General features: G+C 42.1%; 21 protein-coding genes, 1 tRNA gene and 2 pseudogenes. 13 read left to right on the top strand and 11 right to left on the bottom strand.

The features are described from left to right. Positions 1 to 84 precede the first annotated feature (84 nt). Positions 85 to 966 (top strand): annotated as a pseudogene (locus ZOBGAL_RS18805) (IS982 family transposase). Between the two features lie 88 nt (positions 967 to 1,054). On the opposite strand, the gene ZOBGAL_RS18810 reads toward ZOBGAL_RS18805, so the two are convergent. The 3 genes and pseudogenes from ZOBGAL_RS18810 to ZOBGAL_RS23865 form a co-directional block, all read right to left on the bottom strand. Then, on the bottom strand, positions 1,055 to 2,548 hold the full coding sequence (locus ZOBGAL_RS18810) for an FAD-binding protein (protein WP_046287597.1): 1,494 nt from the start codon (positions 2,546 to 2,548) through the stop codon (positions 1,055 to 1,057). A gap of 103 nt (positions 2,549 to 2,651) precedes the next feature. Further along, the gene (locus ZOBGAL_RS18815; protein WP_173427294.1) at positions 2,652 to 3,080 is read right to left on the bottom strand and encodes a RidA family protein; all 429 of its coding nucleotides are present in this window, start codon (positions 3,078 to 3,080) and stop codon (positions 2,652 to 2,654) included. Positions 3,081 to 3,152: 72 nt separating this feature from the next. After that, positions 3,153 to 3,476 (bottom strand): annotated as a pseudogene (locus ZOBGAL_RS23865) (IS1595 family transposase); the annotation flags it as partial. Positions 3,477 to 3,763: 287 nt separating this feature from the next. On the opposite strand from ZOBGAL_RS23865, the gene ZOBGAL_RS18820 reads away from it, so the two are divergent. From ZOBGAL_RS18820 to bshB1, 4 genes are all read left to right on the top strand, one after another. Beyond that, positions 3,764 to 4,603, top strand: a complete 840-nt coding sequence (locus tag ZOBGAL_RS18820) for an IS982 family transposase (protein ID WP_084724375.1) — start codon at positions 3,764 to 3,766, stop codon at positions 4,601 to 4,603. Between the two features lie 257 nt (positions 4,604 to 4,860). Beyond that, the gene (locus tag ZOBGAL_RS18825; protein ID WP_013995327.1) at positions 4,861 to 6,270 is read left to right on the top strand and encodes an MATE family efflux transporter; all 1,410 of its coding nucleotides are present in this window, start codon (positions 4,861 to 4,863) and stop codon (positions 6,268 to 6,270) included. A 40-nt stretch (positions 6,271 to 6,310) separates the two neighbouring features. Beyond that, positions 6,311 to 7,486, top strand: a complete 1,176-nt coding sequence (locus ZOBGAL_RS18830; RefSeq protein WP_013995328.1) for a trans-sulfuration enzyme family protein — start codon at positions 6,311 to 6,313, stop codon at positions 7,484 to 7,486. A 41-nt stretch (positions 7,487 to 7,527) separates the two neighbouring features. Next, positions 7,528 to 8,250, top strand: coding sequence for a bacillithiol biosynthesis deacetylase BshB1 (gene bshB1, locus ZOBGAL_RS18835; RefSeq protein ID WP_013995329.1), 723 nt, complete (start codon positions 7,528 to 7,530; stop codon positions 8,248 to 8,250). Here the strand turns inward: bshB1 and ZOBGAL_RS18840 are convergent. Next, a complete protein-coding gene (locus tag ZOBGAL_RS18840) occupies positions 8,247 to 10,337 on the bottom strand; it encodes a tetratricopeptide repeat-containing sensor histidine kinase (protein WP_013995330.1) in 2,091 nt (696 codons plus the stop codon). The two genes, bshB1 and ZOBGAL_RS18840, sit on opposite strands and share 4 nt — an antisense overlap. Before the next feature lie 248 nt (positions 10,338 to 10,585). Between ZOBGAL_RS18840 and ZOBGAL_RS18845 the strand changes: the two genes are divergently transcribed. After that, positions 10,586 to 10,661: transfer RNA gene (locus ZOBGAL_RS18845), tRNA-His, on the top strand. Between the two features lie 101 nt (positions 10,662 to 10,762). Here the strand turns inward: ZOBGAL_RS18845 and ZOBGAL_RS18850 are convergent. From ZOBGAL_RS18850 to ZOBGAL_RS18860, 3 genes are all read right to left on the bottom strand, one after another. After that, the gene (locus ZOBGAL_RS18850) at positions 10,763 to 11,749 is read right to left on the bottom strand and encodes an ISAon1 family transposase (RefSeq protein ID WP_013993329.1); all 987 of its coding nucleotides are present in this window, start codon (positions 11,747 to 11,749) and stop codon (positions 10,763 to 10,765) included. Continuing rightward, positions 11,736 to 12,089, bottom strand: a complete 354-nt coding sequence (locus tag ZOBGAL_RS18855; protein ID WP_013992360.1) for an ISAon1 family transposase N-terminal region protein — start codon at positions 12,087 to 12,089, stop codon at positions 11,736 to 11,738. Before ZOBGAL_RS18855 ends, ZOBGAL_RS18850 begins: the two co-directional genes overlap by 14 nt. A 116-nt stretch (positions 12,090 to 12,205) precedes the next feature. Further along, positions 12,206 to 13,774 (bottom strand): M28 family peptidase, encoded by a 1,569-nt coding sequence (locus ZOBGAL_RS18860; RefSeq protein ID WP_013995331.1) that lies wholly within the window; start codon positions 13,772 to 13,774, stop codon positions 12,206 to 12,208. A gap of 151 nt (positions 13,775 to 13,925) precedes the next feature. On the opposite strand from ZOBGAL_RS18860, the gene ZOBGAL_RS18865 reads away from it, so the two are divergent. Then, the gene (locus tag ZOBGAL_RS18865) at positions 13,926 to 15,113 is read left to right on the top strand and encodes an aldose epimerase family protein (protein ID WP_013995332.1); all 1,188 of its coding nucleotides are present in this window, start codon (positions 13,926 to 13,928) and stop codon (positions 15,111 to 15,113) included. Here ZOBGAL_RS18865 and ZOBGAL_RS18870 read toward each other — a convergent pair. Beyond that, positions 15,110 to 15,982: an AraC family transcriptional regulator gene (locus ZOBGAL_RS18870; protein ID WP_013995333.1), complete on the bottom strand. Its 873-nt coding sequence runs from the start codon at positions 15,980 to 15,982 to the stop codon at positions 15,110 to 15,112. The two genes, ZOBGAL_RS18865 and ZOBGAL_RS18870, sit on opposite strands and share 4 nt — an antisense overlap. 142 nt (positions 15,983 to 16,124) lie before the next feature. Between ZOBGAL_RS18870 and ZOBGAL_RS18875 the strand changes: the two genes are divergently transcribed. From ZOBGAL_RS18875 to cydB, 6 genes are all read left to right on the top strand, one after another. Further along, complete coding sequence (locus ZOBGAL_RS18875; RefSeq protein WP_013995334.1) at positions 16,125 to 17,063, top strand: dihydrodipicolinate synthase family protein; 939 nt, start codon at positions 16,125 to 16,127, stop codon at positions 17,061 to 17,063. Between the two features lie 166 nt (positions 17,064 to 17,229). Continuing rightward, complete coding sequence (locus tag ZOBGAL_RS18880; protein ID WP_013995335.1) at positions 17,230 to 18,816, top strand: aldehyde dehydrogenase (NADP(+)); 1,587 nt, start codon at positions 17,230 to 17,232, stop codon at positions 18,814 to 18,816. A gap of 30 nt (positions 18,817 to 18,846) precedes the next feature. Further along, positions 18,847 to 19,854: a 4-hydroxyproline epimerase gene (locus ZOBGAL_RS18885; protein WP_013995336.1), complete on the top strand. Its 1,008-nt coding sequence runs from the start codon at positions 18,847 to 18,849 to the stop codon at positions 19,852 to 19,854. Between the two features lie 13 nt (positions 19,855 to 19,867). Then, positions 19,868 to 21,118, top strand: coding sequence for an NAD(P)/FAD-dependent oxidoreductase (locus ZOBGAL_RS18890; protein WP_013995337.1), 1,251 nt, complete (start codon positions 19,868 to 19,870; stop codon positions 21,116 to 21,118). Positions 21,119 to 21,230: 112 nt separating this feature from the next. Then, a complete protein-coding gene (locus ZOBGAL_RS18895; RefSeq protein WP_013995338.1) occupies positions 21,231 to 22,610 on the top strand; it encodes a cytochrome ubiquinol oxidase subunit I in 1,380 nt (459 codons plus the stop codon). A 6-nt stretch (positions 22,611 to 22,616) separates the two neighbouring features. Beyond that, entirely contained in the window at positions 22,617 to 23,654 is a 1,038-nt protein-coding gene (cydB, locus tag ZOBGAL_RS18900; protein ID WP_013995339.1) for a cytochrome d ubiquinol oxidase subunit II, read from the top strand. Positions 23,655 to 23,661: 7 nt separating this feature from the next. Here cydB and ZOBGAL_RS18905 read toward each other — a convergent pair whose 3' ends face one another. Genes ZOBGAL_RS18905 through ZOBGAL_RS18915 form a run of 3 tightly spaced genes read right to left on the bottom strand, consistent with a single transcriptional unit; the run spans position 23,662 to position 25,270 of the window. After that, positions 23,662 to 24,051, bottom strand: a complete 390-nt coding sequence (locus ZOBGAL_RS18905) for a VOC family protein (RefSeq protein ID WP_013995340.1) — start codon at positions 24,049 to 24,051, stop codon at positions 23,662 to 23,664. Further along, entirely contained in the window at positions 24,048 to 24,626 is a 579-nt protein-coding gene (locus ZOBGAL_RS18910) for a GNAT family N-acetyltransferase (RefSeq protein WP_013995341.1), read from the bottom strand. The genes ZOBGAL_RS18905 and ZOBGAL_RS18910 overlap by 4 nt, the downstream gene beginning before the upstream one ends. Beyond that, entirely contained in the window at positions 24,623 to 25,270 is a 648-nt protein-coding gene (locus ZOBGAL_RS18915; RefSeq protein WP_013995342.1) for an alpha/beta hydrolase, read from the bottom strand. Before ZOBGAL_RS18915 ends, ZOBGAL_RS18910 begins: the two co-directional genes overlap by 4 nt. Between the last annotated feature and the right edge of the window lie 72 nt (positions 25,271 to 25,342).

Here is a 25,342-nt window from a genome sequence, read left to right on the forward strand (position 1 = left end):
TATTTGATTATTAGACAGCAAAAAAGATAGATTTTCAGTAAATTAAAGTGTTGAAATTCAATTTTTTAATCTAAAAATCTATCTATGATAATTTACTCTAAAGTTAGAAATTTTCTGTTTAGTCGATGAATTTTGTAAGGAATATGCTGAAGTAGTGGATAAAGCCCTTATTGGGAATAAAGCAAAGCGTCCTTCGATAATGTCTCAAAGTGAAATAATCACACTAGCAATTATTTTCCAATTAAGGGGTTTAGAACCTTTAAACACTTCTATGTAAAGACTCATATGAAAAATGATTTTCCTGCCACAGTTTCCTATAATAGATTTACAGAACTAATGCAAGAGAACTTAATGGCTATGACTTTGTTTTTAAAAACCTGCTGTTTGGGTGATTGCTCTGGAATATCATTTATTGACTCTACTCCTGTAAGGGTCCGCAAGAATAAACGAATACACAATCATAAAGTCTTTAAGGGTATTGCTACTACTGGTAGGTCTACCATGGGTTGGTTTCACGGTTTTAAGTTGCACATTATCATAAATGGCAAAGGGGAGATTTTAAACTTCACAATTACACAGGCTAACGTAGACGATAGGGAGCCATTAAAGAAAGAGCGGTTTCTAGACAAAATTTACGGGAAGTTATTCGCCGACAAAGGCTACATAGGAAAAGATTTAATGCAGATGCTCTTTGTTGATGGCGTACACCTAATCACATCGGTTAGAAACAACATGAAGAATTCACTAATGACCATGAGTGATAAAATTTTACTTAGAAAACGTTCCGTAATAGAGACCGTCAATGATGAACTCAAAAATATCTGCCAAATAGAACATTCAAGACATAGAAGCTTTGGTAATTTCTTGGTAAATATTATCGCAGGGCTTATTGCATATAGCTTCCTGCCAAAAAAACCAAGTATCAAATTTCAAACCATAAAAACTAATCAAACAACTTTGTTTTAATCGAACTCAGGTTTATAGTAATTTGGTTTTACGACAAACTTCACTACTGCGGTTTGACCAAATCCAATATCAATATGAGAAATTAATATCAACGCATAACTAAACTAGAGCAAGTTAATTTATGACTTGAGATTTTGTTTGTTGATAGACTGTATTTTGCTTTGATTTTTTCCAACTTCTCACAATAACCTTGCTCAGCAAGCCAAATATCACCTCTATAAATCCGTTTAGGACCTGAGTCTCTATATTTTTGAATGATGATATTTATATCCTCAGTAAACTCTTTGGCATAATATTCATCTTCTCCATTTGGTTCGTCCCAGTGTAGTTCAAACCTTGTAAGCACTTCTCCTAACTCCATAGAGCACCTTTTTTCTTTTATTTTTGCTCCTCCGCTTGCTGTAAGAATGTACATTCGCCATTTTAATGGATGATCTTTTATTTTTTCGCAAGCATTTATTAAATCTAAAAACATTTGATCACAATCAGGTATACTCCAACTTGATAAGGTAGTAAAATATGAATCTACCATTTCTCTTTTCCAAGACGTTTCTTCCCAGTATGTTAGAGGTGAACGTCTTAATTTTTCGCTTGTTACTTCTGATATAGCTTCGGGAGTTTCAGTAAGATAATCTGATGCGGTGATCATCCTAACATCCAATATAGAACCTGTCTTCCAATCATCAGAGTTTTCAATTATCTTGACAACTGTTTCGCCAAGTTCTTGTCTCAAAATTTTTAATGTTTCTGAAATAGAGAATAAACTAAAAACATTGAACGAACACATAGGTTCTGAATAACCTGGTTCAAAGTGGATTCTAAATGAAACGCTAATCTCTCTAGGTAAATGATGGGCTTTCAAAAATGTTTTATTTGCTACACAAACTTTCAATTGGTTTTTTGACATTAATTTCAGACACCAACTTGCCGTAGATGGGGCTTCTATGACTTTCAAATTTAATTCTGTCACTACACCTATTTCGGCTGCAGCACCGCCTTTTAAAGACCAAAGAATATCAGGATGAGAATGTTCATTTACGACTAATGTCTCTCCGCTCCAAAGAACTATTTTAGCACTTTCTACATGTTGACACCCAAGACCATACTTTTTACTAAGTATAAAGTCCCAACCTGCTGTAGTAAAATGTCCCCCAGCATGTACGTCAAAACAATCACCATGAGGAAGAGCTTTATTGTTTTGATGAAGTAGGTATATTATTTTCCCTAAAATACATCCTGGCTGAAGAGAGATGATGTTTTCATTTAAATCACAGTTATCCATCATAGATAAATTTATCATTATACCGTCACAAGAAGCGCCATTAAAATATCCATGTCCGCCAGATCTAACAGAAACCGAAGTATTCTCATAAATTTCTAATGATGTTAATAAAGACAATACTCTGGCTACTCCCCAATCGCTACAAGGTGATACTACAATTTGAGGAATTATTGCTGCGCGATTATGCATTTGAGAATACGTGGGGAAGTATTCTCCCTTAGTTTCTTCATATTTGATTCCTACTTTGTCAAGCTCCTTTTTTAGGAGTATTATCTTTTTATTATTTGAGGTGTTTTTCATTTGGATGTTTATTGTTAAGTTAAATGTTAAAGCCCTGTAATTTGGTTGCAGATATAATATATAGAGTGGTATTAATGAAGCGATAAAAATTCCTATAGCAATATTATTTATTTGTCTTAAAAGCAATCGCGTCTATCTCAACCTGCATAGCGTCTAGAGCTAACCTTGGGACGGGGATTAATGTGCTAGCAGGGTAAATTTTATTTGTCCAAAATTCACTCATTTCTTCACTCCAAATTTTTAATTTTTCTTCATTATGATTAACAATCAGTACGGTAATTTTAACAATGTTTTCAGGTTCTAGGTTATATTCGTCTAGTACAATTTTAATATTTTTTAGAGTAAATTGTAATTGAGTTCTAAAGTCACTTGAAAGGGTATGATCTAAATCTTGATCACCACCTTGTCCAGAAATGAAAATGTATTCACCATTGGAAGGCGATTTTACAGAATGACAAAAACCATAAGGTGTTGGATCAAATAGTTGTTTTGGGTTTGTGTGTGTTTGGTCCATAATAATTGTTGATAACATTATTAAATGAATGCTTAAAATTAATGTTTTACAAGTGTATATCTGCACCCCTATTCCCCAATGGCCACAAGGTTTATGTACCACTACCCATACAGGCTCGTAACTTTTCAACCCTAGCTTTTTCTTTATCACCTTGGTAGAAAATCTTTTCTTAGTAACACTCATCAGAAACATAGTCTTATACCATACAAAAATGAAAGATTAGAACTCTACATAATCGTACCACTAAGCAACGAAGTCCGAGAACAACACTTCTTGCACTCATAACTCCAACGGCTCTTTTTCCAATAATACTCAGTATGGGAGAACTGAGAGAAGAAACATATACCTTATCTCCACTCTTGCTTAAAATGATTCCTCGCTATCAAAATGAGCGGTAAAACTAAAGATATTCATTAGTTTATTTTTTTATACAATTTAGTATTGTGCACTTGAATTGTTATAAGTAAATTTAAAGAAGCATTAAGAGAAATAATATACCTATAAATAACGATTTTTGAATAGTGATTTATAAGGGTAACATATTGTGGTTTATCCTTGTTTTTTTACTTTATAACCTGAGTTCGATTAATAATATTTGATTATTAGACAGCAAAAAAGATAGATTTTTAGTAAATTAAAGTGTTGAAAATCAATTTTTTAATCTAAAAATCTATCTATGATAATTTACTCTAAAGTTAGAAATTTTCTGTTTAGTCGATGAATTTTGTAAGGAATATGCTGAAGTAGTGGATAAAGCCCTTATTGGGAATAAAGCAAAGCGTCCTTCGATAATGTCTCAAAGTGAAATAATCACACTAGCAATTATTTTCCAATTAAGTGGGTTTAGAACCTTTAAACACTTCTATGTTTTCTATGTAAAGACTCATATGAAAAATGATTTTCCTGCCACAGTTTCCTATAATAGATTTACAGAACTAATGCAAGAGAACTTAATGGCTATGACTTTGTTTTTAAAAACCTGCTGTTTGGGTGATTGCTCTGGAATATCATTTATTGACTCTACTCCTGTAAGGGTCCGCAAGAATAAACGAATACACAATCATAAAGTCTTTAAGGGTATTGCTACTACTGGTAGGTCTACCATGGGTTGGTTTCACGGTTTTAAGTTGCACATTATCATAAATGACAAAGGGGAGATTTTAAACTTCACAATTACACAGGCTAACGTAGACGATAGGGAGCCATTAAAGAAAGAGCGGTTTCTAGACAAAATTTACGGGAAGTTATTCGCCGACAAAGGCTACATAGGAAAAGATTTAATGCAGATGCTCTTTGTTGATGGCGTACACCTAATCACATCGGTTAGAAACAACATGAAGAATTCACTAATGACCATGAGTGATAAAATTTTACTTAGAAAACGTTCCGTAATAGAGACCGTCAATGATGAACTCAAAAACATCTGCCAAATAGAACATTCAAGACATAGAAGCTTTGGTAATTTCTTGGTAAATATTATCGCAGGGCTTATTGCATATAGCTTCCTGCCAAAAAACCAAGTATCAAATTTCAAACCATAAAAACTAATCAAACAACTTTGTTTTAATCGAACTCAGGTCCATAATACATACCGTTCCTAGTGTAGAAGCTGTTCTTTTTCAGTATTTTGTACTAGGAACGGTTTTTTGTTATCCAAAAAAAATCGATATTTGCCCCATCATGAAGTTATAGAAATTATGTTTCGTATAGATGTCGTTAGGCCTTTGTCCTAAATTAATCGAACCTTCTTCGTTCGGTTTTGACATGTCTTCCTTTTTTCAACATAATTTCTTTTCAAATGCCACATATAAATAGAATTACCTTAAAAAGACTGTTTCAGCACTTTATCGTTGCCGTTACGGGCAAAGAAACAGAGTTTACTTCCGGAAGCATCCGTAAGGCCATTTTTATGCTTTCCATCCCCATGATCTTGGAGATGATGATGGAGTCTATTTTCGCCATTGTAGATATTGCCTATGTTTCACAGGTAAGTGTAAATGCCGTCGCCACCATTGGTCTGACCGAATCGGTAGTGACCTTGGTCTATGCCGTTGCCATAGGACTTAGCATGGCGGCAACGGCCATAGTAGCCCGAAGAATAGGGGCGAAGGATGTAAAGGGCGCCCAAGAAGCGGCGGTGCAGGCCATAGCCTTGGGTGTCTTGGTTTCGCTTATAGTCGGGGTACTAGGGTTTATATATGCCAAGGATATTCTGGCCTTAATGGGGGCGGAACCCGACTTGATAGCCGAAGGCTCCGGTTATACGAAACTCTTGTTGGGCGGTAACATCACCATTTTGCTATTGTTCCTGATCAACGCCATATTCAGGGGGGCAGGCGATGCTTCCGTGGCCATGTGGGCCTTGGTGCTTTCCAATGGACTCAATATTATTCTAGACCCCGTATTTATTTTTGGTTGGGGGCCTATACCGGAGTATGGGGTCATGGGGGCGGCCATAGCTACCAATATTGGCAGGGGAGCGGCCGTTGTGTTTCAATTGGCGGTCTTGTTCTTTGGTTGGAGCCGAATACAGATCGGGTTTAAGGACATGGTAATCCGTTTTGGGGTAATGCTCAACCTTGTAAAGGTATCGCTCGGAGGTATCGCCCAATTCCTGATAGGTACATCCAGTTGGGTATTTCTCATGCGGATGATGTCGGAATTTGGCAGTGAGGTCTTGGCAGGCTACACTATAGCCATTAGGGTCATGCTGTTTACTTTGATGCCCTCTTGGGGGATGAGCAATGCAGCGGCAACCCTAGTGGGCCAAAACCTTGGGGCGAAACAGCCCGATCGCGCGGAAACCTCGGTTTGGAAGACGGGAAAATACAATGCCTGGTTTATGGGCATTGTTTCTTTGGTCTACCTCTTCTTTGCATATGATATCGTAGGTTGGTTCAATACGAATCCTGTAGTGGTTGAAAATGGCGGTCTATGCCTTCAGATTATAGCGGTGGGCTACGTGTTCTATGCCTATGGCATGGTCGTGACCCAAGCTTTTAACGGGGCAGGTGATACCGGTACACCGACCAAACTGAACCTTATTGCTTTTTGGTTGTTTCAGTTGCCTTTCGCCTATTTAACGGCCATTGCGTTTCAATGGGGGGCAATGGGCGTATTCGTCGCCATTACTGCCGCAGAGATACTATTGGCCGTCATCTCTATGGTGTGGTTTAAAAAAGGGAAGTGGAAAAAGGTCAGTGTCTAATCGGCTTTTTGTAACTTTATCCTTCTAAATTCTTGAAATTATGCAGCAGAAGAAAATAGGCCTCAATACGATATGTACCCATGTGGGCGAGGTGAAAGATGAACAGTTTAAAGGAGCGGTTTCCCCACTTTATATGAGTAGTTCGTATGCCTTTGAAGACGTTGATGTAAAACGATATCCCAGATATTTCAACACTCCCAACCAAGAGGCCCTGTGCAAGAAAATAGCGGCTTTGGAGCATACCCAAGCCGGTCTGATATTCGGTAGTGGCATGGCGGCCATTACTACCTCCTTAATGGCATTTTTAAGGGCAGGGGACCACGTGGTACTCCAGCAAGTGTTGTACGGAGGTACTTATAATTTAGTGGTGGAGGAATTCGATAAATTTGGTATCGAATATTCCTTTACCCATGGATGGGCCCCTGAAGACTTCGAGAAAAAGATCCGATCGAATACCAAGGTGATATATATAGAAACGCCTTCCAATCCACTTTTGACCATAACCGATTTGGATGCCATCGGGAAGTTGGCCAAAAAACACGGACTCATCTCTATGATCGATAATACTTTCGCAAGTCCGGTAAACCAAAACCCTATAGACTTCGGTATTGACGTGGTCATTCATAGTGCTACAAAGTATATGGGAGGCCATTCGGATATTTTGGCGGGAGCAGTGGCTTCCTCCGAAGAAAATATCAATCGAATTTTCGCTTTGGCGAAGAACTTTGGCGGAAGCCTTAGTGATTATACGGTCTGGCTGCTCGAAAGAAGCTTGAAGACCATGGGATTGCGTGTAAAGGCCCAAAACGCCAACGCCCAGCATATGGCCGAATACCTGTTCGGGCACAAAGCGGTTACCCGGGTCTATTACCCAGGCTTAAAGAGCCATCCCGATCACGAATTGGCCAAATCGCAAATGAACGGTTTTGGGGGCATGCTGTCCTTTGAATTACATGAAGATTACGATGCTACCCAGTTTCAAAAAGAACTACAATTGATAAAGCCTTCCATGAGTTTGGCAGGTGTAGAGAGCACCATGCTTTCGCCAACCAAGACCTCTCATGCCCTTTTGGGGGCCGAAGAAAGGGCAAAACAAGGTATCTTAGATGGTTTGATCCGTTTTTCGGTAGGAATAGAAGAGCCCGAAGATTTAATTGCCGATATCGAACAGGCCTTGGAAAAAGTAAGGTTGGGCAGGGTAGCAACGACTAGTTAGTGGTACTGCCCAGTACATAGAATAAATTCAAGAAAAAAAGAATGAAATTAGATATATTAGCTTTTGGCGCCCATCCCGATGATGTTGAACTTGGTGCCGGGGCTACCATTGCCAAAGCCATTGCGAACGGAAAAAAAGTAGGTATCGTAGATTTGACCCGTGGAGAACTCGGAACAAGGGGTTCTGCGGAAATACGGGATAGTGAAGCTGCAGCTTCCGCCAAGGTTCTTGGGGTAGTGGCACGGGAAAATTTAGGCTTTGCCGACGGCTTTTTCGTCAACGATAGGGCACATCAACTGGAAATCATTAAGATGGTGCGTAAGTACAGGCCTGAAATAGTGCTGTGCAATGCCATAGATGATCGGCATATCGACCATGGCAAAGGCAGTAAATTGGTCAGTGATGCCTGTTTTTTAAGTGGATTGATAAAAATCGAGACCAGACTTGACGATGCGGATGACGTGCAAGCGCAATGGAGGCCCAAGGTCGTTTACCACTACATTCAATGGAAAAATCTTGAACCCGATTTTGTTGTAGATGTGTCGGGATATATCGCAAAGAAAACGGAAGCGATATTGGCCTATTCCTCACAATTTCACGATCCCAAAAGTAAAGAGCCGGAAACACCTATTAGTAGTAAAAACTTTATAGATAGTGTAAACTATAGGGCCAGAGATCTCGGTAGACTGATAGGGGTGGACTATGCGGAAGGTTTTACTGTTGAACGTTTTGTGGGCGTCAACAATATCGACGACTTGATTTAAGCGGTTTTTTGGTAATTCTTGTTGGCCTTGGGCAGGGTAAAGTGAAAGGTACTGCCTTTGCGCAAACTGCTTTCGACCCAGATGGCGCCATTGTTCTTTTCTACCATTTCCTTACAAAGTGAGAGTCCCAGACCGGTGCCTTTTTCATTATTGGTACCATAGGTGGTAACCGAAGAAGTGGCGATAAAGAGCTTTTCAATGGTATCTTGGTCCATACCGACACCTGTATCTCGAATTGATATTTGCCACTGTTGGTTTAATTCAATGGCCGAAATAGTCACCATTCCGTTTTCGGGCGTAAACTTTATGGCATTGCTTATCAGGTTGCGGATTACAATGTCTATTTGGTTACTGTCAGACCAGGTCAAGGTATTCGAGTTAAGATGGCTTATAAGTCGGATCGACTTGTTTTTGGCCGTTTCCGACAATAGGTCGATGTTGTCTTTTACCAAGGAATCGAGCGCGACTACGGCCGGCTGGGTGATGGCTCCGTTCATTTGGGTTTGGCCCCAAGTCAATAGATTGTTCAGGGTAAACGAAATATGGTCGATGTCATTGGCAAGTTTCGGCATAAAGCCTATAAATTCGTTCTTTTCGATTTCTCCGTTCTTAAAAAGTTTCAACAAGCCTTGAAAGGCGCCTATGGGGCCTCTAAGGTCATGCCCTATGATTGAGAAAAGTTTATCTTTTGTACGGTTGATTTCCTGTAACTCCAACTCATTTTTCTCTAAATCCTTGGTTTTTTTCTTTAGTTCGGCGTTTAGGTTCTTTTGTATTTTTTCACTTCGCCCGACCAAAAGGGTCACTACAATGAAAATAAAGAGAATTCCTAGGGCTACATTAACATAGGCTCGCTGGGTATCCAATTGTTTTTTGTTTTCCGCTATAAGATCGACTTTTTGTTTTTCATGCTCCATTTTGGTTATGAGCATGGTCAAGCTTTTTTTGTTTTCGTTTCTTGATAGGGTATCTGACAAAGATTGATAAATTTCATGGTATTTCAATGCCTCTTCATAGTCGCCTTTGTTCTTATGTACCTTATAAAGGGTCTTCGCGCATTGTTTAGAGCCTTCCATGTCTTTTATTACAGTAGAAATTTTATACGCTTCTTGGGCATAATACTCTGAAATACTATCTTGGTTCATACCCAAGTAAGCTTTACCCATACCGTTGAATAGCTCTATTTTTCCACGGTCATCCTGAAGTTTTTCATGTAGCATTTCACTCTGCCTGTACCAGTAGAGGGCCCATTCGTTTTTTCCGCCCTTTAAATAAATTTCTCCCTTGGTCTCGTAAGCGTAGGCCAGCCATTCCATAATGCCGTGTCTCTCAAAAACCGAAATGCTCGAGTTGATATTGTACATAGCTTTTTCAAGTTCACCTATATCCGCATAGATTGAACCCATATTGCTCATAGTTTCCGCTGAATAGATCTCGTTGCCCAGTTCTTCATTGAGCTTTTTGACCTCTTTGTAAAATGCCAGGGCTTGGGTATAGTCTTTTTGCGAAGCATAAAGGTTGGCAACATTCTCGTTCATAACCGATAGCATGAATTTGTTATCGGTTTCACTGGCCAAATCGATGCCCTTTAAATAATGTATCAGTGATTGTGCATAATCGCCGATATAGCTATGTTGCATAGCTAGATTGTTCCTCGCCCGTAAGATTAATTTTGAGTTGTTGATTTTCTGGCCAAGTGAAAGCGCCTTTTGAAAATAGGCGATACTTTTTTCATGGTTTCCCTTGTCGGTATAGTAATTTCCGAAACCTACAAGTGCATCACCTTCTCCTTTTTTATAAAAAATCGATTGGCTATAGGCCAAGGCTTGTCGTGAGAGCAGTAAAATACTATCGGTATGGTAGAAACGCTGTTTCCTTGCGAGTTCATTGAGCAAATCGATATGAAGGCTATCCTTTGCGGAGAAACCGGGTTGGGCCCTCATTTCCTTGATCAGGGTTTCTATACTATCTTTTGCCTTGGTCTGGGCTTTAAGCGGAGGGCTAAAAAAAATGGCCCACCCAAATAGCACAATGCCCAATTTGGGAAGTAGGGTAAAGGTCAAAAATTTAGCTTTGACAAAAGACATTTTGAATCAATTAGGAGTCTAATTTATTCATAGGTTGTAGATCTTTATAATATTTGTTGTGAAACGCCAAAAATTGTGTGTTTTGTCGTGAATTTTACGCATTTTACCGATTATTTGTAGGAAGACGAAAGATTTTATTGCCTCATTATCAATTTGTTTTAGAAGGAATTGAGGGTAGAGGAAAAAATACGCCCTTTTTATTTTGAAAGATTACATAAAAAAAATTACCTTTGCCACCGCTTACAAATGGTGGTTGTAGCTCAGCTGGTTAGAGTGCTTGATTGTGGTTCAAGAGGTCGCCGGTTCGAAACCGGTCTTCCACCCCGAAATAAAAAGCCTTGTCAATTTTGACAGGGCTTTTTTGGTTTTATATGGTATCTATCGATCGAACATAAAAAAACCTGGATCATGACCAATTGTTGTGTTTATGCAAAAATTGTCGTCAATCTGTAAAGGAAGAATTCTACATTTTTCACCCCTCTGAACTGTGCCCTGAACGCTTTAATTTTTGCGTTGAAGGATTCCGCAGAAGCATTCGTACTTCTATTTATAAAATAGTTTAGGATCGACCTATAATTGAGTGATATCGTATTGGCAATGGTATTGAAGGCCCTAAAGCCTGTGTTCTGTACATCTTTGTACCAATGTGCCAGCTTTGTATATGCAGATTGTATAGAAGCTGCTGTATTGAATATGTTCCTGAGCCCCTGCACAAGATCGAAGGCGACCTTTATATCGGGATATTGGGCGAACAATATTTTACTTCTTTCGGCTTGGTTCTGCGTCCAATTGTTTGGTGATTTGTAAAGTAGGTACCTACTTCTGGCTAAGAGTTGTTTTCTGGTATCCCCATTGCTAAACTCTTTTGGGACGAATGTCCCGTTCTTTGCCCTGGCCTCTTTAATCTGTTGGTTCTCTTGGTCTATGGCCTCCCATCGGTGTTTGATTCGGATGTCCTGAAGGGCCTCCAGTGCCAGTTTTTGCACATGGAACCTGTCCGTTACCTGTATCGCCTTTGGGAAGCAGGTCTTGGCGATGGTCTTCATGGAGTTGGCCATATCCAGAGTGATTTCTTTGACCATGGCCCTTTTCTTGGCAGATATCTTTAACAGCTGCTCTATAATCGGCCCCACCTTGGTACCGGAGAATATGGCCACTATGGACCCTTTCTTGCCCTTGCCTTTTTTATTGGTGATTATGGTGTAGAGTTCTCCTTTGGAGAGTGCTGTTTCGTCAATGGACAGATTAGGCCCTATGTTTTCGGGGAATATAAGCCATTGCTTGGCATGGGATTTCTCCTTCCACTGCCTGAAATCGCTTAGATAATCCCTAAACTGTCGCTGTAGTTTTTTGCCGTTTACCCCATAGAATTGGCCGATGGTATGACAGTCATTTGCTTTAGTACTGACCAAGTACTTTTAAAAAAGCAGCGAACTCTACGGTCATACGAGTTCCCTGGGCCACCAACTCCCAATCTCTTTGCACGGCTTGCCCCGTGGCCTTGTCCAGCCAACGGCGGCGCTTAATGTGGAGAAAGACCGACTTTCCCCGCAATGGAAAGTCCTGGACGACGATCTCCTTATGAAATCCATGGCCTATTAAAATGCGGTGTTTTTCCTCTTTAGGGGTATCCTCTTTTTCTTCAAAATATAAATGAAGCATACCATCTTCAGTTTCATGGGAAACTAGTTTAAAGTGGGTTAGTAAAAGTTCCGGCAGTATAAGCTTTAATAGGTCGATAGATAATTCCAATGCTGTTCGTTTTACTGCAAATATCGAACTCCTATTTCAATTCACACACAACTTTTGAGCTTGATCCAAAAACCTGCCGTTTTGGGCAGGTTTTCAGTTTATAGAGATTAAGGATATTATTTAGAAGCTTTGTCCACGACTACGCGTTGGTCTCTGTTGGCCACTTCCCATGCCGTATAGAAAACTAAACGAGTACGGTTTTCGAGTAGATCATAGTTGATCTTGTCGGGCGTATCCCCAGGCCTGTGGTAATCATCATGGGTTCCATTAAAATAGAAAATGATCGGAATGTTGTTCTTTGCAAAATTGTAGTGATCACTTCTGTAATAAAAGCGATTTGGGTCGTTTTCATCGTTATAGGTGTAATCTAATTCTATCTGGGTGTATTTGTTATTGACTTCCTCGGAAAGCTCATGTAGGTCGGTACTGAGCTTGTCAGAGCCTATCAAGTAAATATAATTGCGTTCGCCGTCACGTTTTGGGTCTATCCGTCCTATCATATCGATATTGAGGTTGGCCACTGTATTTTCCAATGGAAATATGGGGTCTACATCGGTATAGTATTGTGAGCCTAAAAGTCCTTTTTCTTCACCAGTAACATGTAGGAAAACAATAGATCGCTTGGGTCCTTTACCAGCATCGGCGGCCTTTTTGAAGGCTTGGGCAATTTCCAAAAGGGCCACGGTACCCGAACCATCGTCATCGGCACCATTGTTGATTTCCCCGTCGGCCGTAATTCCAATATGGTCTAGGTGAGATGAAATTACCACGTACTCGTCAGGCTTCTCTGAGCCCTTTAATACGGCAACTACGTTTTCAGATGAAATCTCATCATTATCGCTCTCCACATCGATCGAAATCTTTTTGCTTATTTTTCTAGGCTTGTGATCCGATACGATCGTAGGTAAGATGGCTTTGGCCAAGGTCGAGTTGATCAAAAAATTAAAAAAGCCGTCGCTATCGTCTTTGGCCAATTCCATTCTTCCGCTATCGTTGGTCTCCATCCATTTAAAGCGACTTTTAAATCGTGAAAAATTGCTCTCATCGTAATATAAGATACCCTTGGCGCCTTTAGAGCTGGCAAGCTCCAATCGTTTGCCCAAAGATTCGGACATATTGCTCCATATCGATTTTTCGGTCGAGCCCGATAATAGATAATTGCCGTTGGCGTCTACCGGTTCTCCCGATTTGATCAATATCACTTTATCCTTTACATCAAGGTTCTTATAATCCGAATAAGTACCTTCCTCTATACCATAACCGGCGTATACGATCTCGCTAAAGGTGCCTTGGGCCTTTGAAAAGGTAAGAAAGCTTTCCCCTAAAGGATATTCCTTGCCATCAACGGTAAGGGAACCAACGGGCAATTGGCTAACTTGAAGGGGTACCTTTTGAAAATAATCGCCGTTTTTTTGGGCGGCAGGAATACCCATTTTTTCATATTGGGCCTTTAGGTACTCCACGGCTTTCTTCTGTCCGGGTTGACCGGTTTCCCTTCCTTCGAATTCGTCGGAAGCATATGTATATAAATGATCTTTGAGTTCACTCTCGGTTATGGTCTCCGCGAATGTTTTTGGGGAATTGGTAGATTTGTTAGCTGCATTTTTATCTCCATCCGAAACCGTTGTTTGTGATGAATTGCAGGCCATGGCCAATCCTATGGCAAGAATAATGAGTTTTTTCATGTCTTATGGGTTATACTTATATAAAGTTTCCAAAAATAACGAAAACAAATAGAAAAGGTCTGTTGCCCAGACAATAATTATGCTTCGAAAAGAATCACTTTTTTAACTAACTTGCTCGAGCTTTGACTATATTCCAACATCCAAATAAATTATGAAAGCTTTAAAACTATTAATCGCCTGTGCCTTAACAGGCTCTATATCCATGTCGTGTAACCAAATCAAAAAAGAAAAAATGACGGAATCCGTTTCTGAAACCCCAAAAGCCAAATTTGAAAAGAATATTAACGCCCAAGACTTTATCACAACTATTGAAGGTGATTCCGTAGGGTTCTATGTTTTGACCAACGCTAACGGAATGGAAGCCACCTTTACCAATTACGGACTACGTTTGGTGTCATTATACGTGCCCGATAAAAATGGGGAATTTACCGATGTGGTTCTTGGCTTCGATAAGCTAGAGGATTACCGTGCCAAAAAGAACTTTTACGGGGCCGTAATCGGTAGATATGGAAACCGTATTGCTAAAGGGAAGTTTACCTTGGATGGAAAAACTTATGACTTGGCCGTCAACAATAATGAAAACCACCTTCACGGGGGATTGCTCGGTTTTGAAAGCGTTGTTTGGAACGTAGAAGAACAAAGCGATAACTCCATATCCTTTACTCGAACCTCTCCTGATATGGAGGAAGGCTACCCGGGTAATCTAGAGGTAAAGGTCAGTTACGTGCTTACCGATGATAATGCCTTGGAAATAAGTTATGAGGCAAAGACGGACAAGCCTACCTACGTAAACCTCACCAACCATTCCTTCTTTAACCTGAAAGGGGAAGGGGAAGGTACGGTCAATGACCATATCGTGATGTTGAATGCCGATAAGTTTACACCGGTTGACAATGGATTGATTCCCACCGGTGAGCTACAGGATGTAGCCGGAACCCCTTTTGATTTTAAAACACCGAAGGCGATAGGGCAAGATATTGAAGCTGATTTTGAACAATTGAAGCTAGGGAATGGGTACGACCATAATTTCGTGCTTAACGAAACCCCTAAAAATGCGGAAGGCCTGACTTTTGCAGCGAGAGTGGTAGAACCCAATAGCGGTAGAACCTTAGAGGTGTATACCGATGAGCCGGGAGTTCAGTTTTATGGGGGAAATTTTCTCAACGGCACCGATATCGGTAAAAGTGGAAAGGCTTATGTCCGTAGGGGCTCTTTCTGTTTAGAAACGCAACACTTCCCTGATTCGCCCAACCAACCTGAGTTCCCGAGTACGCGATTGGAGCCAGGGGAAACCTATACCTCGCATTGTACCTATAAATTTGGGGTTGTAGAAAACTAGATAGGGATGCTTACCGCTTTTCCGTCCTCTTGTTGGGCGGAAAAGCGGGAGGGCGTAATACCTTTTAGTTTTTTGAATTGCCTGTTGAAATTCGATATGGAGGAAAAGCCCGACTGTTCCGATATTTCAAGGATCGAAAGTTGGTCTTCCGATCGGTTCAACAATTGACAGGCATGTTCTATCCTGAGCTCGATCAAGAATTGAAAGAAGGTTTTATTGGTGTGCTGTTTGAAAAATTTACAAAACGCATTGGGCGTCATATGCACTTGGGCGGCTACCGTGTTCAAATCGATTTCGGACTGAAAGTGGGTAACTACGTATTCAAATATGGTCTGCATACGTCGTCCTTGGGAGTTACCGATCTTCTTTGGGTAAACAAAATTCGTCAAGGTTTTTTTATCGGCATGGCCCAATCGTTTCAGTAACTGAAAGAAAGCCACAAAGCGGTCTAGTTTTTCCAAACCCGGTAGTTGTACCATAAGCTTTTGTATCGGCTCGGTATTTCCTATAATTTGAAACCCCTCCCTTGAAATATCGAGTAGAGGTTGTAACTCTTCGAGGTCGGGCAGCTCAAAAAACGATGCCCCAAAAGTATGCTCCGTAAAGAACAAGGAGATTTTATGCGACATAGCATCACTCTTGTCGTTCTTGAACATATGCGGGCAATGCGGCCCGATCACAAAAAAATCACCGTCTTTAAAGGGGTGGATACTATCGCCCACAATTAGTTTTCCCTTGGCCTTCACGATCAAGGTAAACTGAATTTCAGCATGTTGGTGCAGCCTGTTGTAAAAGATCGGTTCACGGTCTACTTGAACGATCAAGTTTTGGTGAAGTGGTTTTGGAACCTGAAACGGATGGACTTTCATAGGTGTGTTGAGCGTATTTAATGCACTTATTCTTGTAAAGGTATACTGAATGGATAATATAGTCTAATTTTTTGATAAAATCATCTTATTATCCTTGGTCTTCCGCAACTAATTTTGTCTAAGACAATTTTAAAACGACCTTATGAAATTTGAATGGAAGGGTGTAATGCCTGCGGTAACTACTAAATTCAATAGCGACGATACATTGGATCTAAACATGTTCCGTACAAATATTGAAGCACAGATAGAAGCAGGGGTACACGGTATAGTTTTGGGCGGTTCGCTTGGCGAGGCCAGTACCTTGGAAGCGGAAGAAAAAAAGATTTTGATCAAAGAAACCGTTCAAATCATTGACGGGAAAATTCCTGTAATCATGACAATTGCGGAGCAGGCTACAAAAGTGGCCCTGCAAGCGGTAAAGGATGCAGAGAAAAGTGGTGCGGACGGACTAATGGTTCTTCCTCCCATGCGCTATAAATCCACGGACCATGAAACCGTTGAATTTTTTAAGGAAATTGCCAGTAGCACGGAGCTTCCGATTATGATCTACAACAATCCGGTGGACTATAAAATCGAGGTTACGGTAGACATGTTCAAAGAACTTTTGCAACTAAAGAATATTACGGCCGTAAAGGAATCTACCCGCGATATCATAAATATAGGACGGTTGAGAAACGAATTCGGTTCCGACCTGAGTATTTTGACGGGGGTCGACCCATTGGCCCTAGAAAGTCTTCTTATCGGCGCCGATGGTTGGGTCGCTGGTTTGGTCTGTGCCTTTCCTGCGGAAACCGTAGCTATTTACGAGCTGGCCAAAGCGGGTTATGCCAAGGAAGCTACCGAAATTTATAGATGGTTCTTGCCTTTATTGGAATTGGATATAAGCCCTCAATTGGTGCAAAATATCAAGTTGGCCGAGGTGGCCACGGGTATCGGTACCGAAAATGTGCGTAAACCTAGGCTTCCATTGCAAGGAGCAGAACGTGAAAGAGTGCTAAAGGTGATTCAAGAAGGATTGAAGACAAGGCCCCAACTGCCCGATTATAAAAATCTAAAGCCTTTGAACGTAACCTTGGCTTAAGGCTAAAAAGCGATTGACACTTGGTTTAAGAATGCTCCGATCGAGATGAGCGGGACATAGGTCCCGCCTTGGTCTGGGGAGCTGAAAGTCTTTTGCGGAAATTCTTGCTGCTTAAGGTCAATTATAGTAGCTTCATGGCTGCTGAATAGACTTCAAATACGATAATATGATTACAGGAAAAAACTACATAGGAAAAGACCTTTCATCTAAAGGAAACCAAACATACAACACCTTTGACCCGAATGCGAATCAAGCTACGGAGTGGACGTTCTACGAGGCTACCAAGGAAGAGATAGATAGTGCGGTGGGTAAGGCCGATAAGGCTTTTCAGCTGTACAAAAACCTTTCCGGGGCAAAAAAGGCCCAGTTTCTAGAAGCTATAGCCGAAGAGATTGATGCTTTGGGCGATGAATTGATACAGGCGTATTGTAAGGAATCGGGCTTACCACAAGGAAGGGCCATGGGCGAACGTGGGCGTACCATGGGGCAGTTGCGTGCCTTTGCCGAACTTTTAAAAGAAGGCTCATGGGTAGAGGCAACCATAGATACGGCCCAAGCGGACCGACAACCTTTTCCTAAGCTAGATTTGCGAAAAATGCTGTTGCCTATCGGCCCTATTGCTGTTTTTGGTTCAAGTAATTTTCCCTTTGCATTTTCTACGGCGGGCGGTGATACTGCCAGTGCCTTGGCCGCAGGTTGCCCGGTAATCGTAAAAAGCCATCCGATGCATGCGGGAACCGGAGAACTGGTTTCCTCGGCAATCATAAAGGCCGCCGAACGTACCGGTATGCCCGATGGTGTTTTTTCAAACCTGAACAGCAGCGGAATAGAAGTAGGCCAGCAGTTGGTACTCCACCCAAAAGTTAAGGGTGTTGGCTTTACGGGAAGTATAAAAGGGGGCACCGCACTCTATAAATTGGCAAACGAACGTAAGGAACCTATACCTGTTTTTGCGGAAATGGGCAGTATTAACCCAGTGGTAGTCCTACCTTCGGCCTTGCAGGAAAAAGGAGTATTTTGGGCCCAACAATACGCTGGGTCGGTCATGTTGGGAGCGGGACAGTTTTGTACCAATCCCGGGTTGATCCTAGGGGTAAAAAGTACTTCCTTAGATGCCTTTATTGACGCCTTGGGCGAAGAAATAGAAAAATTGGAGCCTAGCTGTATGCTCCACCCCAACATACATAGCAACTACGAAAAAGGGAAGGAAGAAGTGTCGGCCCAAGGGGGAACCGATGTAGTGGCCGAATATAAAAAACAGACAGCACCGAATTATGCGGGGCAAAAAGTGCTGACCGTCAATGGGGTGAATTTCTTAAAGAACCCTAAACTGCATCAAGAAGTTTTCGGTCCTTTTTCCCTAGTGGTGAGGTGTGCCGATGCCAATGAATTAACGGAAGTATTGAACTGCTTGGAAGGGCAGCTAACGGGTACCGTTCTGGGTAATGCCGAAGAGATCGAACGCTACGGGTCGGTAATAGATGCTTTACAGGGAAGGGTAGGGCGATTGATTTTTAACGGGGTGCCCACCGGTGTGGAAGTGTGTCCTTCCATGCAACACGGGGGACCTTTCCCCGCAAGTACCGATAGTCGCTTCACTTCTGTAGGGGTTTCCGCCATTAAACGTTGGGTCAGACCGGTTTCCTTTCAAAACTGGCCGCAAGAGGCCCTTCCGGAAGCATTACGCGATAACAATCCGCTTTCCATAATGCGTATTGTTGACAGTGAGCATACCAACAAAAAAATAGAATAAGATCTAGGTCGTACAATTGATAATGGAAATATGGCTACAAGTGTTTTCAGGTGTATAGATGCACATACCTGCGGAAACCCGGTTAGGGTCGTCGCCGAAGGTGGCCCTGAACTTAACGGGGCGTCAATGAGCGAAAAGCGCCAGCATTTCCTTAGGGAATATGACTGGATACGCAAAGGGCTGATGTTCGAGCCTAGGGGACACGATATGATGAGCGGCAGCATTTTTTATCCCCCGGCCGATCCTGAAAACGATTTTGGCATTCTCTTTATTGAAACCAGTGGCTGCTTGCCCATGTGTGGCCATGGCACCATTGGGGCCATTACCATAGGGATCGAAGAAGGACTGCTACAACCGAAAATCCCAGGCACCATAAGAATGGAAACCCCCGCAGGCTTAGTGAAAATCGCATATCAACAGACCGGAAAAAAGGTAGATTGGGTAAAGTTGACCAATGTGAAATCGTATTTGGCGGCTACGGAACTGACCGTACAAAGTTCGGTTTTGGGCGAATTGGTATTCGATGTTTCCTATGGAGGGAATTTTTATGCCATCATCGACCCACAGGAAAATTTCTCGGGCATTCAAGATTTTACGGCCGGGAAGCTGGTGCAGCTAAGTCAGGAAATCCGCGATAAAATCAATGCCGAATACCCGAATGTATTTGTCCATCCCGAGAACGAAACCATCAAGGGTGTTAGCCATATTTTATGGACGGGAGACACGATTTCCTCCGATGCTACCGCTAGAAACGCCGTTTTTTACGGGGATAAGGCCATAGATAGGTCGCCCTGTGGCACCGGTACTTCCGCGCGAATGGCGCAATGGTATGCCAAGGGTAAATTGAAGAAGGGAGAGGACTTTGTCCATGAAAGCTTTATCGGTTCTAAATTTATAGGAAGGGTGGAAGAGGAAACCCTACTAGATGGTAAGGTTGCCATTTTTCCCAGTATACAAGGTTGGGCCCGGATATATGGCCATAATACCATTACAATCGATGACGACGACCCATACGCACATGGGTTTCAGGTGATATAAACAAATAGGGAAATTGAGCAAAAGAGTAATCATTATAGGAGGAGGGATCGTCGGACTGTGTTCGGCCTATTTTCTTCAAAAGGAAGGACATGAGGTCGTCATTATAGATAAGTCCGATATGACCTCGGGAGCCTCTTTTGTAAATGCAGGATATATTACGCCTAGCCATATTGTGCCATTGGCGTCACCCGGTATGATCGCAAAGGGCATCAAAATGATGTTCAATTCGGCCAGCCCCTTTTATATGAAACCCCGGTGGGATATCGAATTCTTCAAATGGTCGTGGTATTTTCACAAATCCTCTACCAAGGAAAAAGTAGCCAGGGCAATTCCCGTAATTAAGGAGGTTAATGTCTTGAGCCGTGAACTCTTTCAGTTTATTAAGGCTTCCGGTGATTTGGGCGACTTTCAACTGGAACGAAAAGGCTTGTTAATGCTCTATAAAACCAAGGAAGCATATCTTCATGAGAAGGAAGTGGCGGACAAGGCCAGTTTTTTGGGACTTGAAGTTTCCGAACTGGATCAAAAACAATTGGCACGTCTGGAACCCAATGTGGCTATTGATGCCAAAGGAGCCATTCATTACGAGTGTGACGGGCACACCACACCTACGCAATTTATGCCAAAAATGCTAGATCACCTACGTAAGGTAGGCGTAGAGATACGATTGAACGAAGAGGTAGTGGACCTAAAGGTGAAGGACAACCATATTCAAGAGGTTCAAACCTCAAAAGGGAATTATACGGCCGACGAAGTAGTTCTGGCCGCGGGTTCGTGGAGCGGGAAAATCGCCCGAAAGATAAATTTAGACCTACCCCTACAAGGAGGTAAAGGCTATAGTATAAACGTTGCACGACCTACCGGAATATCTATCCCCGCCATTTTGATGGAGTCTAATATGGCAGTCACCCCTATGCAAGGGTTTACCCGCTTTGCCGGCACCATGGAGTTTTCGGGACTCAACGACCATATTCGAAAAGAACGGGCCGTGGCCATCGCCAAGGGAGCCCATAGCTTTTATCCTACGGTGGATATAAACGACAATGAGATAGCCAATGCCAAGACGGGGCTACGACCTGTTTCTCCCGATGGCCTTCCCTATATAGGAAGGTCGAATAAATTGAAGAACCTGACCTTCGCTACGGGCCACGCCATGATGGGATGGAGCTTGGGGCCTGTTACCGGAAAATTGGTATCGGAAATAATTGGTGACCGAAATACCGTTATGGATATCAAAGCTTTTTCCCCTGATAGAAGGTTTTAAATATCCACTTGTAACTTTTTGATATTTAACACAAAAATAGAACAAAACGTAACCATTGTTACTGGGTAAAAAGAAGGGTGGGTAGTATCTTTGTACTACAAAACCCACCGTTATGGATGTTGAGATTCTTTCCCGTATTCAATTTGCCTTCACTATAGCCTTTCATTACATATATCCTCCCCTGAGTATCGGTATCGGCTTGGTAATGGTCGTGTTCGAAAGTTTGTATATGAGGACCAAAAATCAAGAATACCATACCCTCGCCAAATTTTGGACCAAGATTTTTGCCCTGACCTTTGGAATAGGGGTGGTAACGGGAATTGTAATGGAGTTCGAGTTTGGAACGAATTGGGCAGTCTACTCCCGTTATGTGGGGGATATTTTCGGTAGTGCACTTGCGGCGGAAGGTATCTTTGCCTTCGCCTTGGAAAGTGGTTTTTTAGGGGTGCTTATTTTTGGGTGGAACCGGGTAAAACCTTGGGTGCATTTGGTTTCTACTATCGGGGTTTTTCTCGGGTCGATGTTTTCGGCGATCTGGATCGTAGTGGCCAATAGCTGGCAGCAGACCCCTGCCGGGTACCATATCGTTGGTGAGGGCCTAGAGGCCCGGGCCGAAATTACAGACTTTTGGGCCATGGTCTTTAATCCGTCGAGTGTGGATCGTATTCTTCATGTTTGGCTAGGTGCCTTTCTGGCCGGTACTTTTTTGATCTTGAGCGTACATGCCTATTACATTCTCAGGGGGCGCTTTGTCCATATTTCGCAAAAAGCTTTTAAGATTACCTTGGTCGTTGCTACCGTTTTTTCCTTGGGCCAGTTGGCAACGGGCCATAGTTCCGCCGAAGGTGTGGCGGTAAACCAGCCCGCGAAACTTGCTACCATGGAGGGGCATTTTGAAGCCTCCGCCCCAGCCGATATGTATCTTTTCGGATGGGTCGATAAAGAGGAGCAAAAAGTGACCGGATTGAAAATACCCGGGGGGCTTTCGTTCTTGCTCGATTATGATTTCGATACGCCTGTAACCGGACTCAACGCATTTGCTGAAAAAGATAGGCCCTCGCAGATAAATGCCGTATTTCAGTTCTACCATATTATGGTGGCCATAGGCATGTTCTTGATTTTATTGACCCTCTATGCCTGTTACTTGTGGTGGCGGGGTAATCTTTTTGATAAACGGTGGCTGCTTTGGACTTTTGTCTTTACGGCCCTATTGCCGCAAATAGCCAATCAAGTGGGGTGGTTTACGGCGGAAATGGGAAGGCAACCTTGGGTGGTGTACGGACTTTTACGTACCTCCGAAGCCTTTTCCCAGGCGGTCAGTGCCAATCAGGTCTTGTTTTCCTTGATTTTGTTTATGTTCGTATATACCTTGCTGTTTTTGCTCTTTGTGTATTTGCTGAATAAAAAGATAAAACACGGTCCGTATGACGATAGCGATGAAGACGATCGACCCTTGACCAAGGAAATAACCCAAATAGTAACCGGAAATTAATATAGCATGGAAACGTTTTTAGGACTCGATTATCCCACATGGTGGTTTTTGGTAGTAGGAGGATTATTTTCCGGTTATGCCATTCTTGATGGCTTTGATTTTGGGGCAGGGGCTTGGCATTTGTTCTTAAGGAAAGAACAGAGCAGAAGAATCGCGCTTAATGCGGTGGGACCCGTATGGGACGGAAACGAGGTATGGTTGGTCATAGGCGGTGGCGCCCTTTTTGCCGGTTTCCCCGTGATGTATGCCACGCTGTTTTCTTCTTTATACATTCCGTTTATGCTGTTTTTGATCTGTATTATTTTTAGGGCGATATCAATAGAGTTTAGGGGGAAGGAAGAAATGAAATGGTGGCGTAAAACATGGGATATTGGGTATAGCGTCTCCAGTATACTTTTGGCGTTCTTATTGGGCGTGGTATTGGGAAACGTCCTTCAAGGGATTGCCCTTGGTCCTGATTATCAATACCAAGGAGCCGGTTTTTTTGAGTTTTTGAATCCCTATGCCATTCTTACGGGACTTACCACTTTGTCTCTTTTTATGGCGCACGGTGCCATATATTTACTTTTAAAGACGGAAGGTAGATTGTTCGCCAAATTGACCTTTTTATTAAAGAAGGGAATGATTTTCTTTATGGTGAGTTTTGCGGTTACGACTCTCTATACCTTGCTGTATATTCCGCATCTTTCCGACGCCTTTAGAAGTGATCCCGTTTTGTTTGCCGTGCCCTTGGCAACCTTTTTAAGCATAGCCAATGTGCCAAGGTTGGCCAATAAGAAAAACTATAAGTGGGCTTTCTTTTTTTCATCCCTGACCATCAGTTTTCTATTGGCCCTTGTAGCAATAGAACTTTACCCAACCCTATTGTTTTCCACCTTGGATCCCGCACACAGTATCGACATCTATAATGCGGCGGCATCGACAAAGTCGTTAAAGATCATGTTGACCATGGTCGCCATAGGAGGTCCCTTGGTGTTGGGGTATACCTTTTTTGTCTATCGGACCTTCAGGGGCAAGGTGCAATTGGATGAAACAAGTTACTAAAGGCGGACTATTTTCTTTCGATAAGGTCCCAAAGGTTGCCGTACAGGTCTTTAAACACTACTACGGTGCCATAGGGTTCCTCCCTAGGGTCTTCGTTGAAGGTTACGCCCTGTTCCTTCATACGCTTGTAGTCCCTCCAAAAATTATCGGTATGGAGAAACAGAAAAACACGGCCGCCGCTTTGGTTGCCTACGGCTTTTCGCTGTTCTTCATTGGTAGCCTCGGCCAATAGAAGGGAAAGCCCGCTAAGGCTCGGGGGCGAAACGGTCACCCATCTTTTGCCACCTTCCAGAGCGATATCGTCTACAAGGTTGAATCCTAATTTTTTAGTATAGAATTCTATGGCTTTATCGTAGTTTTGTACGACAAGGGTAACTTGTGCAATAGCTTGTTTCATATAAAATCTTTAAATTTTGCTTCCTTGATTTGGCCCCATTCCTCTTTTAAGATGCCGTAACAGCAAGAACTTCGTCTAAAATTATTTTTAGTAACGACGTTCTTTCTTAGGATTCCTTCTAATGTCGCCCCCAATTTCTCTACGGCTTTTCGAGATCGGAGGTTTCTTTCGTCGATCCGAAACTCTACTTTCTCAAATTCCATTTCTTCAAAGGCATGGCGCAACATCAAAAATTTCATTTGATGGTTGAGGCCAGTACCGCGTGAGGCTTGGGAAATCCATGTCCAGCCAATATGAAGAACCTTGTTTTTTGGGTCGATATGTCCAAAACGGGTGCTTCCTACACATTCATGGGTCATCTTGTTATAAATGATAAAAGGTATGGATCGTCCTTCCCGGGCCTCCTTAAGGGCCGTATCGACATAAGCCTTTAGTTTTTCAAATGTAGAAATGTCATTGGAGCCGTATTGGAACAGGTCCATTTCTTGGGCAATGGGCCAAAGTATATCTACATGGTTCTCAGATAAGGGAAGCAGTTGTACCAACTCGTTTTCCAAGCTTATATCCGCATTCATTTTACCAGGTTTAAGATAAGCTCTTTTTTTATTTCGTGTCCGCCTTTAAACAAAATTTGTTTGGCCTTTCCTCCAAATAGGCGTTCTATTTTTTTCGTTTCCAAGGCTTGCCTTTCTTCGGTTAAATATTCATCGGCATCGCCCACAAGGGTGGTAATCTTACTTTGGTTTTTAGCTAGGAATTCAAAGTCCGACGCCCGTAATTCTTCAGGAATTCCTCCGGCATACAAGACCAAATGGTCGCATTGTATTCTTTTTTGCGCGACCCATCGGGTGGCGACCGAAACACCTTGTGAGTATCCGAATACAATGAAATTCAGGTCTATGGGGAATTTTTCCGCGGCATAAACGGCATCTAGGTAAGCCATGACATTCTGCGTTTCTTGCTGGGTGGCTTCCTTGGTAAGCCAACTGGCCCCAACATGGCGGTAGCTGTTCTTTAGGTAGTATTTTGAAGGCGCTTGAGGTGCGATAATATAATTTTCTTCAGGTGGTAATTCATCAAAATACCTCAGGAAATAACGGCTCAAATAGCCAATACCGTGCAATACGACCCAAACGTTTTTGGTTTTGTCGGTTAGCGTATTGAGTGTAGCATAACTATTTGTGGTGGTATACGACACCGTGTTTTCAGAATAATCCATAGAACAAAAATCTCTATAAAAGTAATGGCTTTTATTGAAGGTGTAATGCTTAATTTTGACAAAAATAGATGA

This window comes from Zobellia galactanivorans, assembly GCF_000973105.1.
GTDB classification, from domain to species: domain Bacteria; phylum Bacteroidota; class Bacteroidia; order Flavobacteriales; family Flavobacteriaceae; genus Zobellia; species Zobellia galactanivorans.

Excerpts from the sequence above, each read along its gene's own strand:
- ZOBGAL_RS18910 (WP_013995341.1), bottom strand. The coding sequence starts at position 24,626 with ATGAATGCGGATATAAGCTTGGAAAACGAGTTGGTACAACTGCTTCCC.
- ZOBGAL_RS18880 (WP_013995335.1), top strand. The coding sequence starts at position 17,230 with ATGATTACAGGAAAAAACTACATAGGAAAAGACCTTTCATCTAAAGGA.
- ZOBGAL_RS18865 (WP_013995332.1), top strand. The coding sequence starts at position 13,926 with ATGAAAGCTTTAAAACTATTAATCGCCTGTGCCTTAACAGGCTCTATA.
- ZOBGAL_RS18885 (WP_013995336.1), top strand. The coding sequence starts at position 18,847 with ATGGCTACAAGTGTTTTCAGGTGTATAGATGCACATACCTGCGGAAAC.
- ZOBGAL_RS18895 (WP_013995338.1), top strand. The coding sequence starts at position 21,231 with ATGGATGTTGAGATTCTTTCCCGTATTCAATTTGCCTTCACTATAGCC.
- ZOBGAL_RS18825 (WP_013995327.1), top strand. The coding sequence starts at position 4,861 with ATGCCACATATAAATAGAATTACCTTAAAAAGACTGTTTCAGCACTTT.
- ZOBGAL_RS18840 (WP_013995330.1), bottom strand. The coding sequence starts at position 10,337 with ATGTCTTTTGTCAAAGCTAAATTTTTGACCTTTACCCTACTTCCCAAA.
- ZOBGAL_RS18815 (WP_173427294.1), bottom strand. The coding sequence starts at position 3,080 with ATGTTATCAACAATTATTATGGACCAAACACACACAAACCCAAAACAA.
- ZOBGAL_RS18905 (WP_013995340.1), bottom strand. The coding sequence starts at position 24,051 with ATGAAACAAGCTATTGCACAAGTTACCCTTGTCGTACAAAACTACGAT.
- ZOBGAL_RS18875 (WP_013995334.1), top strand. The coding sequence starts at position 16,125 with ATGAAATTTGAATGGAAGGGTGTAATGCCTGCGGTAACTACTAAATTC.
- ZOBGAL_RS18810 (WP_046287597.1), bottom strand. The coding sequence starts at position 2,548 with ATGAAAAACACCTCAAATAATAAAAAGATAATACTCCTAAAAAAGGAG.
- cydB (WP_013995339.1), top strand. The coding sequence starts at position 22,617 with ATGGAAACGTTTTTAGGACTCGATTATCCCACATGGTGGTTTTTGGTA.
- ZOBGAL_RS18870 (WP_013995333.1), bottom strand. The coding sequence starts at position 15,982 with ATGAAAGTCCATCCGTTTCAGGTTCCAAAACCACTTCACCAAAACTTG.
- bshB1 (WP_013995329.1), top strand. The coding sequence starts at position 7,528 with ATGAAATTAGATATATTAGCTTTTGGCGCCCATCCCGATGATGTTGAA.
- ZOBGAL_RS18915 (WP_013995342.1), bottom strand. The coding sequence starts at position 25,270 with ATGGATTATTCTGAAAACACGGTGTCGTATACCACCACAAATAGTTAT.
- ZOBGAL_RS18860 (WP_013995331.1), bottom strand. The coding sequence starts at position 13,774 with ATGAAAAAACTCATTATTCTTGCCATAGGATTGGCCATGGCCTGCAAT.
- ZOBGAL_RS18830 (WP_013995328.1), top strand. The coding sequence starts at position 6,311 with ATGCAGCAGAAGAAAATAGGCCTCAATACGATATGTACCCATGTGGGC.